The sequence below is a fragment of the Hymenobacter guriensis genome, from assembly GCF_015773195.1.
GTDB lineage: Bacteria > Bacteroidota > Bacteroidia > Cytophagales > Hymenobacteraceae > Hymenobacter > Hymenobacter guriensis.
The window spans coordinates 610,985-623,809 of sequence record NZ_JADWYK010000001.1 but is presented as its reverse complement, the minus strand read 5'-3'; the positions used below and the strand labels follow the sequence as shown (position 1 = coordinate 623,809).

Sequence of the window (12,825 nt, the reverse complement as noted above, 5' to 3'; positions counted from 1 at the left end):
AACAAGTAAGCCAGCTAAGGTGCGCGCGTGTACGTGAGCGAAGCATGAAGCGGCCGCAGTAACTTGCCGTATGTACTACCTCGTTTTTATGCCTCTATGAGCCAGTTCCACCACCGCACCTTCCACGTGCATGGCCGCGTGCAGGGCGTGTTCTTCCGCCAAAGTACCCAGCACGAAGCCCGCCGCCTGGGCCTCAGCGGTTACGCCCGCAACAACGAAGATGGCACCGTCACCATCGAAGCCGAAGGCCCCGCCGAGGCGCTGGACGCGCTGGAGGCCTGGTGCCGCCAGGGCCCACCGCTGGCCCACGTCGAGAAAGTAGAAGCTACTTCCGGCCCGGTGCAGGGCTTCGATGGGTTTGACGTGCGGCGGTAGAATCAGCTTCTCTGTCATCCTGAGCGAAGCGAAGGACCTTACCGCGTCAGAACGACCATCGTAAAAACGACTTGTTCTAGCGTGATAAGGTCCTTCGCTTCGCTCAGGATGACAGAGAGAAATGATTTACTTAACCCAAAAGCCGAACAGTCATTCAGCCATTCACCCTTTACTTCTTTCTCCGGCCTTCGAGGATGCGGAAGAATGAGCGGGACTGGATTTCCTCCTGGGTGAGGCCCGTGGCCAGCACTTCTTCCTCCGTAATGGCACCGCAGTTCTGGGCTTTCAGGAAGAAGTTGAGCAGGCCCTGACCCGTAGCCGCATCATCGAAAATGTCGCCGGTGAGGGTGCTGATAGCGGCCCGCTCCACGAAGGTGCGCAGGCGGTGCAGGGCATCTTCGTAGGAGCTGAGGAAGAAGGCGTAGGTGGCCGCGTAGCGCATGGGCAGCTGGGCGGGGTTCAGGTCCCAGCCCTGGTAGAGGCCGTTGATGAGTGAGTGGGTGGTGTGCGCAAAGCCCTGCCGCCAGGCGTTGTGCACGGACTCGCGGTTTTCGCGCAGCTGCTCGTAGCTCAGGTTTTCGCCCCGGTGCGGGCCGATGGGCATCACGTTGGTAGCCCCGTCGGAGAGGAAAATGCCGGTACCGCCCAGCGCTACCTTGGTCATGTGGTGGGCAAAGTCGCAGACGGGGTGGGCCATGGTCTGGTACCGGGCCGTGATGCCGCAGGAAGCCGTGTAGTCGTAAGTGCCGAAGTGGGCCGCCACACAGCGCCCCTCACTGGCCCGGATGATGCGCATGAGCGGGTTACGGCCTTCCTCGTCCATCACAATCTGGGTGGCCTCCACCATCGTTTCCATGCGCAGGGTGCCGGGCGCGAGGTTGTTGGCTTTTTCCAGCAGCTCAAACAGGCGCACCATGGTGCTCATCTGCTCGGGAATGGTCACTTTGGGCAGCATCACCACGAAGTTGTCGGGCAGCTTGCCGCCGGTTTCGGCCAGCAGGGTGCTCAGGAAAATGTCGAGGGTACGCACGCCCCGGGCCTTCAAATCCTCCGTGAAGGGCTTGATGCGGATGCCGATAAAGGGCGAAAGCGTGCCGTTCTGCATACCTACGGCCACTTCCCTGGCGGCCTGCACGGCGGTGGCGTCTTCCTCGTCGTGGGGCCGGTTGCCGAATCCATCCTCGAAGTCGATTCGGAAGTCCTCTACAGCTTCGGTCTGGAGCTTGCGCAGCATTTTGTTGTAGACGGAGTACGCCAGCCAGGCGGGCTGCTTTTTGCGGTCTTCCTCGCTCATGACGTCGAGGCGCTGGGTAAGATCGGCCACGTCGGCGCCCAGGGTAGGCAGGTGCTCGTGCCCACTTAGCCGCAGCACGCGGGCCAGCTCCACGAAGTTGGGCGCGTAGGTGCGCAGGCTATTCAGGGCAATTTCGCCCATGCGCACGCAAGTATCCGACTTAAACAGGTTTGCCCCTCCGTACACGGTATGCACGGGTTGGCGGTCGGGCCGGTCGCCGGGGTACACCTGCTGGAAATGACGGTTGGCTATGCCCAGTTGGTCGAGCAACTGGGTTTTATCGGCTTCGGGGAGACTGAGTTTCATATGTAGGGAGAGGTGGGAAGGGGAAGTTTGTTGTAGTAGAACGTCATGCCGAGCGCAGCCGAGGCATCTCACTCGTGTAGTAGAATCAACAACATCAGCACGCGAGATGCCTCGGCTGCGCTCGGCATGACGGACAACCAATATAGGAATCAGCTGCCGCGGTACGTGGTGTAGCCGAACGGATTCAGCAGGAGGGGAATGTGGTAGTGTTCGGGGCCGCTGATGGTGAAGACGATTTCCACGAAAGGGTAGAACGTGGCCGTGCCAAGGCGGGCGAAGTACTCGGCGGTGAAGAACTTCATTTTGTAGGTGCCGGCTGGCAGGGCATCGTCGTTGGGCAGCAGGTTGGGGATGCGGCCATCTTGGTTAGTTTGACCGCGGGCTAGCTCCTGCCAGCTGTCGGCCTGCTCCCCATACAGCGCAATGGTAACATCGGCGGCGGGGCAGCCCAGGGTGGTATCCAGAATATGAGTGGTAAGGTGGCTCATGCAGTCAGCAGCTTCTTCAGCCGTATTTCAGTGATTTTACGTTGCTCCTCGGCGGCCACGTGGATTTCCTCGGCAGGCTCGTTCGGCAGCCGGGCCTGCAGCAAGGCCAGCATCTCATCGGCAGACTTCCCGGTGGCGCACACGATGAAGATATAGCCGAACTTTTGCTCGTAGGCGTCGTTACCGGCGGCCAGCGCGTGCAGCGTTTCCTCCGAAGCCTGGGCTACGGCGCCCTGCTCCCCGGCGGCCCAGGTGCTGGTACTGGCAAACTTTTCCTTAAGCGAGGCCACATCCCCGATTTTGGGATGATGCGTGAAAGCTTCGCGCCAGTCGGCCACGGTCAGGTTGTTCCAAATACGAGAGGCTTCCGCCAGCAACGTGACCTCATCGGCTACGGGGAAAAGGTCGGCCATCTGCGTCACCCAGGCGGTAGCGCCGCAACACTTGCTCAGGGCTTCGGTCAGGGCGGGGCGGGTGAGGTGGTTGAGTTCGGTTAAGGTCATAGAACTTGAAAATCGTTGGTCATGCTGAGCTTGTCGAAGCATCTTTACCGCTTCGTTGTTGCCATTTAATTAGCCAGCGGTAGAGATGCTTCGACTGCGCTCAGCATGACGTTCTTTTCTGCCTGCCGCGGTGGTTACACTACCGTTGGGAAGCGGTTCACGTTTTTGTAGTAGATATAGACGGAGTCTTCCTGGCCCATAGCGGTGGCCCACTGCTGGCAGTAGGGCGCCATCCAGATCGAGTCGCCTTTCTTCACGGGGTACCACTGCTGGTCGAGCATGTAGATGGCCTGGCCCTGCAGGTAGAGCAGTCCATGCTCCATGATGTGGGTTTCCACCATCGGCAAATGCCCACCGGTGCTGTAGGTGAAGATGTTCACGGCCATGTCGAAGCCCAGCTCATTCGGCAGCAACTCCTGAATGCGGAGGGCTTCGTCGTTCATGTACACCGGGGCCTTGGCAATGTCCCGCTCCCCAAACACGACGCCCGGCACCGCGTAGCCCGCTAGCGGCTCGTAGGTTTTATGGAATGTCAGCACCTGCGTGCCTTCCGTGGGCTGCTGAAACAGGTAGTCCTTTTCGATAGGCACGTACACGTACTGGCCTTCGGTGAGGGTGCGGTCCTGTCCATCAACAGTAACCTGTACCTGGCCGGCCACTACGTAGAAGAAAATCTGTGCGGCCTCCGTGCGGCCTTTCAGCTGGCCGCCTTCGCGCAGGGTAATCAGCGTCTGGGCCAGGCGGGCACCCATCTGCTCGTTGATGATAACGTTGACGGTGCAGTTCGTCCAGCCCGGCACATTGCTGTTGATGTAGCCATCCGGGGCAATAATGGCGTGGTTGCGTTTGACAACGGAGCGGGTAAGCGCAGAAATTTCCATATCAGAGAAAGAAGAAATGACAAAGAAAAAAATGTCATTCCGAACGTAGTGAGGAATCTGGGAGATGCTACATGCGCTATTTACCCAGATTCCTCACTGCGTTCGAAATGACAGGTGAAAAGGCAATTAGGGAGTTTGATACGAAGAAGTAAGCCTCGCCAGAAACCGCTCCGCCACTTCCAAGGCCACTGCTACGTCAGGCAGCTCCACGTTTTCGAGCGGGTTGTGGCTGATGCCTTTGTAGCAGCGGATGAAAAGCATGGTGGCCGGGGCCACCTGGGAAATGGGCACCGCATCGTGGCCGGCCCCGCTCACTAAGGGAATAACCTCATAGCCAGCCTCGGCAATGGCCTGCGCGAGCTGCGCATTCAGGCCGGCGTCGCAGGCGACGGGCGCGGTTTGCTGAATGAGGTTCCAGCTCACGTCCACCTGGCGGCGCTGCCCGATGCCGGCGGCCTGGGCCTGGAGCCGCTCGTAAGCGGCGGCCAGGTGACTCTCATCGGGGCTGCGCAAGTCGAGGCTGCAGACGACTTCGCCGGGAATCACGTTGCTGGCCGACTGCGGCAAGTGCAGCTTGCCCACGGTGGCTACCAGGTTCTGGCCGTGCCGTTGGGCAAATTGCTCGGCCGCTAGCACAAACTCGGCGGCAGCCGCCAAGGCATCCTGGCGCATGCGCATGGGCACAGTGCCGGCGTGGCCGGCCATGCCCCGGAATGTTAGCTCCACGCGGCGCTGCCCGGCAATGGCCGTCACCAGCGCCACCGGGGCGGGCCGCTCCCAGAGCACCGGGCCCTGCTCGATGTGCATTTCGAAGTAGCCCAGCCAGCTTTCCGGCGGCAAAGCATCGGCCGCTAGCTCCTCAGGCCTTCCGCCCATAGCCGTTAGTACCTCGGCCAGCGTGTGACCGTGGGCGTCGGGGCGCTGGAGCAGGCTCGTATCGAAGGAGCCGGCCACAACTTTGCTGCCCAGGTACGTGGTATGAAACCGCACGCCTTCTTCGTCGCTGAAGGCTATGAGCTCCAGATGAAACGGCAGCTCCGCCTGCTGAGCCGCTAGCTGCTCCAGCAAGTCCAGCCCCAGCAGCACGCCCAGCGGGCCGTCGTACTTGCCGGCATTCACCACCGTATCAATATGGGAGCCGAGGACGAAGGTTTTAGCAGCAGGGTTCGGGCACACGAGGCGGCCGCGCACGTTGCCGATGGCGTCGAGGCGGGTTTCCAGGCCGGCTGCGCGCATCCAGCTTTCCACCAAAGCGCGGCCCTGCTGGAAGGCTTCCGTGCCGAACGTGCGCGTTACCCCCTGCGCGTCCTCACTGATGGCGGCCAGCTCCTCAATGCGTTCCAGCACCCGGGCGGCGCGGGCAGAATAGTCAGTCATCATACAGCTAGCGGGTAACGACCTGGCCTTGGTGCAGGCTGATGAACTCGGGCCGATTATAGACCAACTGTCCGGCCAAATAGGTTTGCTCCACCACCCCGCGCAGCTGCTGGCCCACATACGGGCTGATTTTGTGGCGGTGGTGCAACAGCTCTTCGGTGACTGTGAACGTGGCTTCCTCGTCGAGCACCAGCAAATCGGCGTCGAAGCCCGCGGCAATCTGGCCTTTGCGGTGAGCCTGGCCAATGAGCCTGGCAGGATTGGCGCTCAGCCAGTGCGCCAGATCCACTAGGGAAGCGCCGCGCGGTTGGGCCACCGTCCAGAGCACCGGCAAGGCCAGCTGCAAAGACGCAATGCCGCCCCAGGCCGTGGTGAAGTCGCCGGAATCGAGCTGCTTGAGGTCGGGCGGGGCGGGGGAGTGGTCGGTAGCCACAAAGTCAATGAGGCCGCTTTGCAGGGCCAGCCAGAGTTGCTCGTTGTTGGCCCTTTCCCGGATGGGCGGGGCGCACTTAAAGCGGGTTTGCCCGTTGGGAATATCCTCGGCGGCAAAAAACAGGTAGTGCTGGCCGGTTTCTACCGTAATGGGCAGCCCTTCGGCCTTGGCTGCTACCAGTTGGGGCAGGGAATCAGCCGATGACAAATGCACGATGTGGGTGCGGCAGCCAGTTTCCCGGCACAGTCGAATCATCAGCGCCACGGCTTCGTCTTCCCAGCTTTTGGGGCGGGATGCCAGGTAGTTCGGGTACGACTGCTTGTCGCCCTGCTTCCAGGCATCGTCGTCTTGGCTTAGCTCGCAGTGCACCAGCAGGGGCAGGCCGTGACGAGCCAGCAGGGGCATCACGGCGCGCAGGTCGGCCTCAGTAGCATTCGGGAAATCGTCGATGCCAGAGTGCGTCAGAAAGGCTTTAAAGCCGAGCACGCCGGCGGCAATCAGCCCTTCTACTTCCGCCGCATTGCCAGGCACGATGCCGCCCCAAAAGCCTACGTTGGTGTGCAGGTGCTGGCGGGCAGCGGCCAGCTTCAGCTCTAGGTTCGCTACCGAAGTCGTGACGGGCGCCGAGTTCAGGGGCATGTCCACCAGCGTGGTGAGTCCGCCGGCCAGGGCAGCGCGGGTGGCCGTGTCGAAGCCTTCCCAAGCGGTGCGGCCCGGCTCGTTGATGTGCACGTGCGGGTCGATGAGGCCGGGTAGTATAGCTCGCTCGCCCAAGTCGATAATCGGTACTCGCACGGGCACGCCGGGCTCCAACACCGCCGCAATGCGCCCGGCCTGCACCACTACCAGCGCCGGCTGCACGCCGGTGGGCAGCACCACTTTTTTACTGACTAAAGCGAAATCCTGCATGAAGTGTAATGAACTGTGCTACAAAATGAGAATATTTCAAACACGAAGTGCTGCTCGCGCGGCCTTTGTTTGGCCGAAACCGCCAGAACAACGTCAAATAAGTTGCTTCCGACTGGAGGCTACCGGCTGACAGATAGTATTTTGACGGGTTTTGTAAAGTTGTTTTCTTGCGTATTCCCCTTTCCCCAAACTGATATTAGGGGCGCGTTTTTAGTTAGCGTATGATGCACGTAGTGGTTTTGTTGGTGGTGGCGGCGGTGTTTTTATTGATTGTAGGTGCCAGTTGGGTGCTTCACAGAGTGGCCCGCACCCACTGGCGCGGCGGAGAGTTGGGCGAGAGTGGCCTCACCATGCAGGGCTTCGGTTACGCTCTCACGGTGCTGGCGGTGCTGTTTCTGCTGCTCGTGTTTTACCTGCTGGTACAGGGCACGCCCTGGGAAGGCCACCTCATGGAGTGGCTCAACATTGTGGTGCGCCTTGTGCACGTCACCTTCGGCATTGCCTGGATTGGGGCCTCCTTCTACTTCGTATTCCTGGAAAATGCCCTCAACCGCACCGACAACGTGCGCGAGGAGTTGGCTGGCAACCTATGGGCCGTGCACGGTGGCGGCTTCTATTACCTGGAGAAATACAAGCTGGCCCCGCCCCAGATTCCCAAGGCCCTACACTGGTTTAAGTACGAAGCGTACTTCACCTGGCTTACCGGCTTCAGCCTGTTGTGCGTGGTGTATTACTTCAACGCTGGCGCCATGCTCATCGACCCGCAGGTGCTGGCCATCAGTCCGCTGACCGGGGTGGCTATTGGGGTGGGCTCTTTTGTGGTGGCCTGGGTGCTCTACCACGTGCTGTGCCGCACCCCGCTGGTGAAGAACGGACTGGTTATAGCGGTGCTGGGCTTTCTGATCTGCACGGCCTTCGCGTGGTTTTACTGCCAGGTGTTCAGTGCCCGGGCGGCCTACCTACACTTCGGGGCCATGCTGGGCACGCTCATGGTGGGCAACGTGTTTTTTATCATCATCCCGGCCCAGAAAGCCATGGTGAAGGCCGCTACTGAAGGCCAGCCACTCAACCCCGAACTAGGCAAACACGCCGGGCTTCGGTCCTTGCACAATAATTACTTCACGCTGCCGGTGCTGTTTGTGATGATCAGCAACCATTTCCCCAGCACCTTCGGGCACAGCTACCCCTGGGCAGTGCTGGCCGCCATTGCCCTGGGCACGGCCGGCATCAAGCACTGGCTGAATCTGCGCGAAAAGCACCAGGCCACTGGGCTGGTGTTCCCGCTGGCGGCGGGTTTGCTGCTGGCGGTGGCCTTCGTCACGGCCCCGAAAACCGAAACCGGTACGGCCGCTGCCTGCACCCCCAACGTGGGCGTGGCCCAGGTACAGGGCATTGTGCAGCTGCGGTGCGTGCGCTGCCACTCCGCCACGCCCACCGATGAGGTCTTCACCACTGCGCCCAACGGCGTGGTGTTCGATACGCCCGCCGATATTGCCCGCCTCCAGGACAAAGTCATGCAGCGTGTGGTTGTCACCAAAACGATGCCCCAGAACAACAAAACCCACATGACCCAGGAGGAGCGGGACCTGATCCGGTGCTGGATAGAGCAGGGCGCGAAGCTGGAGTAGATGGCCACCTAAAGCACCGTTTGATGGTCGTGTAGAATATAAAAGAACGTCATTCCGAGCGCAGCCGAGGAATCTCGCGTGCTGATATTGCACTGGTAAGCTTATTACCACACTAGCAAGATTCCTCGGCTGCGCTCGGAATGACGGCCTAGCAGCTTCTACTGCTTGTTCAGGTTCCAGTTGTAATCCTGATAGGTCACCTTGGCATCGGCGTTCATCCGGGTTTTGCTGTAGCGGTTCACCCACTTGGCCACCGACTGCCCGTTCTTTTCCCAGTCGGCCTTGTACCAGTCGAAGTAGCGGGAAAGCTGGGCGGCGGCGCGGCCAACGTTGTTTTTGGCCGGGTCGTTCAGAAAGTTCCGGCCCTGGTCGTCGAGCTGCTGGCTGAGTTGGGTGGCGGTGTAGGCCTCGTTGCGCAGACGCGGGCAGGAAATGGAGGCGCACACCAGCGCGAAGTGGATGCGCGGGTCGTCGTACTGCTTGCGCAGGATGCTATGCTCGATGTGGTCGAGGCTCATTTTCTCGCCCCCGATGCTGAAAAACCGGGCCGCCCAGGGCGTAGACACGAGCGGTATCTGAATTTTCGAGCCGATGTCCTTGATGCTTTGCAGCGGGTAATGGTCGAGGATGAGCCGGATAGTGTAGGCGTTGTAAGCGTTGATCCAGTAAGCCATCTGCTCGGGCTTGCTCCAGCTGGCGGCGGGCGCGTTCTTGCTCAGCTGTGCCAAATACTGGTTGAATGCCTTTTCGTCGGCCTTGAAACCTTGGTAATCGACCAGGCCCCGGGCGTTGACGTGCTTTTTCAGCAGCCGGTCAAAAGCCATGTGGTCGATGGGCGCGTTGACGGCCGGGGCGGCGGTAGCAGCCGGCCGGTGAGCCCCAGGCAAAGGACGGGCGGTGAGTGCGCCGGCCGACAGCAACAGGAATGCTGGCAGTAGGAGAGAAGTTAATCGTTTCATGGCAGCAGACATACGTAGGCGCCCGCCTGCAAAGATGTAGCCACGACTGGTTGGATAGGAGCGCGAATCTGCCGTAGCCCTGAGCAGCTTGCGGCGGCTGCGTACCTTGGCGAATAAAGCCCGGTGGTAACATCTGCCGGATTGGCTTTGTTCGTAGGTACCGTTCCATCGAATCGGCCGGCTTCTTCACTCGTTTCTCTGCCCGCGCCGGCATTCGGGCCGCTGCATTTTCCTGCCATGATCAAGTCCCTGAAAGCCACCGGCAGCCAGCTTGCCGACCCGGCCTACCAGCTCACCGTGCTCCGGGCCGACCAGGCCGAGGGGGCTTTTCTGCCGCCGTTTCACCAGAAGCTGCGCGAGGCCAACCTGTTTCCGCTACGGCCGGTGGCTCCGGCGGTGCTGCAAATCAACGTGGGCAAGATGTGCAACCAGGTCTGCAAGCACTGCCATGTGGACGCCGGGCCCGACCGCAAGGAAATCATGACCCGCGAAACCATGCAGCTCTGCCTAGATGCTCTGGCCCAGACCGACATCCCAACGGTGGACCTGACCGGCGGCGCGCCGGAGATGAACCCGGATTTCCGCTGGTTCGTGGAGCAGATTCACGCCCTGGGTCGCCACATCATCGTGCGCTGCAACCTTACCATCATCGTGGCCAACAAGAAGTACTACGACTTGCCGGAGTTTTTCCGGGCGCACGGGGTGGAAGTCGTCAGTTCCCTGCCCTTCTACAACGCCAGCAAAACCGACCGGCAGCGCGGCGACGGGGTGTTCGAGGATTCGGTGCGGGCCCTGAAGATGCTCAACGCCGTGGGCTACGGGCAGGAAGGCAGCGGCCTCACGCTGAACCTGGTGTACAACCCTGCCGGAGCGTTTCTGCCGGCTTCGCAGGCCGGGCTGGAGCGGGACTTCAAGCGCGCTCTGCTCAAAGACCACGGCATCGTGTTCAACCAGTTGTTCGCCATCACCAACATTCCCGTCAGCCGCTACCTCGACTACCTGATTGAATCGGGCAACTACGCGGCGTACATGGAAAAGCTGGTTTCGGCCTTCAACCCTGCTGCTGCGGCCGGCGTGATGTGCCGAAACACCATTTCAGTGGGCTGGGACGGACAGCTCTACGACTGCGACTTCAACCAGATGCTCGACCTGACGGTAGCCAGCCCCGTGCGCCACATCCGGGACTTCGACGCGGCCCAGCTGGCCGAGCGCGCCGTGGTGGTAAACCAACACTGCTACGGCTGTACGGCCGGAGCCGGCTCCAGCTGCGGCGGCACCACGGCTTAGCCTATGCGCTTACTTTCCTCTGCTTTCGACCCCGGCTGCGGTAGCTTTCCTGGGTCTATGCTTGTAGAGGCGGCTCTCTTTGCTGCCGCTGCGCTTACCGGCGGCGTTGCATGAGGACGGTTACGCTGCGCCAGTGCCTGCTGGCAGAAGCCCTAGGCACCGCCGTGCTCATGCTGTTCGGCACCGGCGCCGTGGTGGTAAATGAACAAACCCACGCACTGGGCCACGGGGGCATAGCCGCCGCCTTCGGGCTGGTGGTGCTCGTCCTGATTCAGGGGCTGGGTCATGTGAGCGGGGCACACGTGAACCCAGCGGTGACGCTGGGGTTCTGGGCGGCGGGGCGCTTTCCGGGCCGGCGGGTGCTGCCTTACGTAGCTGCGCAGCTGGTGGGCGCCTTCGCGGGCAGTGCGCTGGTGAAGCTCCTGGCCGCGCCGGGCTCAGCGCTGGGCGCTACGCTGCCGGCCCACGGCGCCGCCCAGGCGTTCGGCATCGAGGTGTTTCTCACGTTCTGGCTTATGCTCGTCATCCTGCGGGTTACGTCCGGCTTCTACGAGCAGGGCTTGCTGGTGGGCCTCACCATCAGCGCCACGGTAGCGCTGGAAGCCCTGGTGGCCGGCCCGCTGAGCGGCGCCTCCATGAACCCGGCCCGTTCTCTGGCGCCCGCTATTCTAAGCGGGCACATCACCGCCGCCTGGGTGTACGTAGTGGCTCCGGTAGCTGGGGTGCTACTAGCTGTAGTCGTGGACAGGCTGTTGGAGCTGCGCCCGCCCGAAGCCTGAGTTGCTGCCAGATGCTACATTATACGGTGAGCTTGATTTCCTCTGCAAATAGCCACCTGCGCAGGATTTTTAAGTAAATCCTTCCAACCCTGAGTTGCGGGGCCTACCTTGCCGGCGTTGTGGCAGGCAGGTTGCGGCCTCAGTCGAAACATACGCGACCTACCTGGCTTTTTGCCGCTCCTGCGGGAGGGGCCTCACGCCTTCGCTTGGTTTGCGCTATGGATGATTTTCTGGCCGCCCGCTCCCAAATGGCCCTGTCTTTGGGCTTTCACATCATCTTTTCCTGCATAGGGATGGTGATGCCGTTTTTTATGGCCGTGGCGCACTACAAGTGGCTGCGCGGGGGCGACGAAACCTACCGCAACCTCACTAAGGCCTGGAGCAAGGGCGTGGCCATTTTCTTCGCCGTTGGGGCGGTGTCGGGCACGGTGCTTTCGTTTGAGCTGGGGCTGCTGTGGCCGAAGTTTATGGAGCACGCCGGCCCTATCTTCGGCATGCCGTTTTCGTTGGAAGGCACCGCGTTTTTCATTGAGGCTATTGCCCTCGGCTTTTTTCTCTACGGCTGGGGCCGGTTTCACCCGTGGTTTCACTGGTTTACGGGCGTGGTCGTGGGCGTGAGCGGGCTAGCCTCGGGCATTCTGGTGGTAGCGGCCAACGCCTGGATGAACAGCCCCTCCGGCTTCGATTACGTGAATGGCCAGTACCTGAATGTCGACCCGGTGCGGGCTATGTTCAACGACGCCTGGCTTTCCCAGGCCCTGCACATGACGCTGGCAGCCTTTGCGGCTACGGGCTTTGCGGTGGCCGGCGTGCATGCTCTCATGGTACTCAAGCGCCGCAACATTCACTTTCACTTCCGGGCGTTTCAAATTGCGGCCGTATTCGGCACAGTGGCGGCCGTGCTACAACCCCTCAGCGGCGACTTTTCGGCCAAGGACGTGGCCCGGCGCCAGCCCGCTAAGCTGGCGGCTATGGAGGCCCATTTCCACACCGAGAAATCGGCCGCGCTGGTGCTGGGCGGCCTGCCCAACGAAAAGGAGCAGCGCGTGGATTACGCCATCAAGATTCCCGGGGCGCTCAGCTTCCTGGCGCACGGCAACTTCGAGCAGGAAGTCACCGGCCTCGACCGGATTCCCGTGGCTGACCGGCCGCCGGTAACGGTGCCGCACCTGGCGTTTCAGCTAATGGTGGGGCTGGGCATGTTTATGATGGGGCTGGCGCTGCTGTACTTCTGGGCCCTGTGGCGCCGGCCGCACTGGCTACGCGCCGACTGGCTGCTGAAGCTGTTCGTGGCCGCTATTCCGGCCGGCTTTATTGCGGTGGAAGCGGGCTGGACCGTAACGGAAGTGGGCCGCCAGCCCTGGATTCTATACGGCATTATGCGCACCCGCGACGCCGTGACGCCCATGCCGGGTATTGCCTACTCGTTCTACCTGTTCACGGCCGTCTATCTGTCGCTGAGCCTGGTGGTTATATTCCTTCTCTACCGCCAGATCAAGATGGTGCCGGAGCTGTACGACCGGCCGGCTTTAGTTGGAGCGGCTTGACATTTTTCTGGAAGGGCTGTCATGCCGAGCGCAGCCGAGGCATCTCGCGTGCTGATGCT

At 61.3% G+C, this 12,825-nt stretch carries 12 protein-coding genes; 5 read left to right on the top strand and 7 right to left on the bottom strand.

Annotated elements, in window-relative coordinates:
- The first annotated feature begins 96 nt into the window (after window positions 1–96).
- Complete coding sequence (locus tag I5L79_RS02795; RefSeq protein ID WP_196953487.1) at window positions 97–375, top strand: acylphosphatase; 279 nt, start codon at window positions 97–99, stop codon at window positions 373–375.
- 169 nt (window positions 376–544) lie between these two features.
- On the opposite strand, the gene I5L79_RS02790 is transcribed toward I5L79_RS02795, so the two are convergent.
- The 6 genes from I5L79_RS02790 to allB all read right to left on the bottom strand — a co-directional run bounded on the left by I5L79_RS02790 (window position 545) and on the right by allB (window position 6,566).
- Complete coding sequence (locus tag I5L79_RS02790; protein WP_196953486.1) at window positions 545–1,975, bottom strand: DUF6986 family protein; 1,431 nt, start codon at window positions 1,973–1,975, stop codon at window positions 545–547.
- A gap of 149 nt (window positions 1,976–2,124) precedes the next feature.
- Entirely contained in the window at window positions 2,125–2,463 is a 339-nt protein-coding gene (gene uraH, locus I5L79_RS02785; protein ID WP_196953485.1) for a hydroxyisourate hydrolase, read from the bottom strand.
- A complete protein-coding gene (gene uraD, locus I5L79_RS02780; protein WP_196953484.1) occupies window positions 2,460–2,966 on the bottom strand; it encodes a 2-oxo-4-hydroxy-4-carboxy-5-ureidoimidazoline decarboxylase in 507 nt (168 codons plus the stop codon). Before uraD ends, uraH begins: the two co-directional genes overlap by 4 nt.
- Before the next feature lie 134 nt (window positions 2,967–3,100).
- Window positions 3,101–3,847 (bottom strand): (S)-ureidoglycine aminohydrolase, encoded by a 747-nt coding sequence (gene allE / locus I5L79_RS02775; protein WP_196953483.1) that lies wholly within the window; start codon window positions 3,845–3,847, stop codon window positions 3,101–3,103.
- Window positions 3,848–3,973: 126 nt separating this feature from the next.
- On the bottom strand, window positions 3,974–5,227 hold the full coding sequence (locus tag I5L79_RS02770) for an allantoate amidohydrolase (RefSeq protein WP_231402689.1): 1,254 nt from the start codon (window positions 5,225–5,227) through the stop codon (window positions 3,974–3,976).
- A 4-nt stretch (window positions 5,228–5,231) separates the two neighbouring features.
- Window positions 5,232–6,566, bottom strand: a complete 1,335-nt coding sequence (gene allB / locus I5L79_RS02765) for an allantoinase AllB (RefSeq protein WP_196953482.1) — start codon at window positions 6,564–6,566, stop codon at window positions 5,232–5,234.
- 221 nt (window positions 6,567–6,787) lie between these two features.
- Between allB and I5L79_RS02760 the strand changes: the two genes are divergently transcribed.
- Window positions 6,788–8,194, top strand: coding sequence for a urate hydroxylase PuuD (locus I5L79_RS02760; protein WP_196953481.1), 1,407 nt, complete (start codon window positions 6,788–6,790; stop codon window positions 8,192–8,194).
- Between the two features lie 158 nt (window positions 8,195–8,352).
- Here the strand turns inward: I5L79_RS02760 and I5L79_RS02755 are convergent, their stop codons facing one another.
- On the bottom strand, window positions 8,353–9,153 hold the full coding sequence (locus I5L79_RS02755) for a DUF547 domain-containing protein (RefSeq protein WP_196953480.1): 801 nt from the start codon (window positions 9,151–9,153) through the stop codon (window positions 8,353–8,355).
- Between the two features lie 240 nt (window positions 9,154–9,393).
- On the opposite strand from I5L79_RS02755, the gene arsS reads away from it, so the two are divergent.
- From arsS to I5L79_RS02740, 3 genes are all read left to right on the top strand, one after another.
- Window positions 9,394–10,440, top strand: coding sequence for an arsenosugar biosynthesis radical SAM (seleno)protein ArsS (arsS, locus tag I5L79_RS02750; RefSeq protein ID WP_196953629.1), 1,047 nt, complete (start codon window positions 9,394–9,396; stop codon window positions 10,438–10,440).
- Between the two features lie 110 nt (window positions 10,441–10,550).
- Window positions 10,551–11,219 (top strand): MIP/aquaporin family protein, encoded by a 669-nt coding sequence (locus tag I5L79_RS02745; protein ID WP_196953479.1) that lies wholly within the window; start codon window positions 10,551–10,553, stop codon window positions 11,217–11,219.
- Window positions 11,220–11,437: 218 nt separating this feature from the next.
- Entirely contained in the window at window positions 11,438–12,766 is a 1,329-nt protein-coding gene (locus I5L79_RS02740) for a cytochrome ubiquinol oxidase subunit I (protein WP_196953478.1), read from the top strand.
- The last annotated feature ends 59 nt before the right edge of the window (window positions 12,767–12,825 follow it).

What these genes read in the sequence shown, in the direction of transcription:
- I5L79_RS02795 (WP_196953487.1), top strand. Translation starts at nt 97, where the DNA reads ATGAGCCAGTTCCACCACCGCACCTTCCACGTGCATGGCCGCGTGCAG.
- I5L79_RS02790 (WP_196953486.1), bottom strand. Translation starts at nt 1,975, where the DNA reads ATGAAACTCAGTCTCCCCGAAGCCGATAAAACCCAGTTGCTCGACCAA.
- uraH (WP_196953485.1), bottom strand. Translation starts at nt 2,463, where the DNA reads ATGAGCCACCTTACCACTCATATTCTGGATACCACCCTGGGCTGCCCC.
- uraD (WP_196953484.1), bottom strand. Translation starts at nt 2,966, where the DNA reads ATGACCTTAACCGAACTCAACCACCTCACCCGCCCCGCCCTGACCGAA.
- allE (WP_196953483.1), bottom strand. Translation starts at nt 3,847, where the DNA reads ATGGAAATTTCTGCGCTTACCCGCTCCGTTGTCAAACGCAACCACGCC.
- I5L79_RS02770 (WP_231402689.1), bottom strand. Translation starts at nt 5,227, where the DNA reads ATGATGACTGACTATTCTGCCCGCGCCGCCCGGGTGCTGGAACGCATT.
- allB (WP_196953482.1), bottom strand. Translation starts at nt 6,566, where the DNA reads ATGCAGGATTTCGCTTTAGTCAGTAAAAAAGTGGTGCTGCCCACCGGC.
- I5L79_RS02760 (WP_196953481.1), top strand. Translation starts at nt 6,788, where the DNA reads ATGATGCACGTAGTGGTTTTGTTGGTGGTGGCGGCGGTGTTTTTATTG.
- I5L79_RS02755 (WP_196953480.1), bottom strand. Translation starts at nt 9,153, where the DNA reads ATGAAACGATTAACTTCTCTCCTACTGCCAGCATTCCTGTTGCTGTCG.
- I5L79_RS02745 (WP_196953479.1), top strand. Translation starts at nt 10,551, where the DNA reads ATGAGGACGGTTACGCTGCGCCAGTGCCTGCTGGCAGAAGCCCTAGGC.
- I5L79_RS02740 (WP_196953478.1), top strand. Translation starts at nt 11,438, where the DNA reads ATGGATGATTTTCTGGCCGCCCGCTCCCAAATGGCCCTGTCTTTGGGC.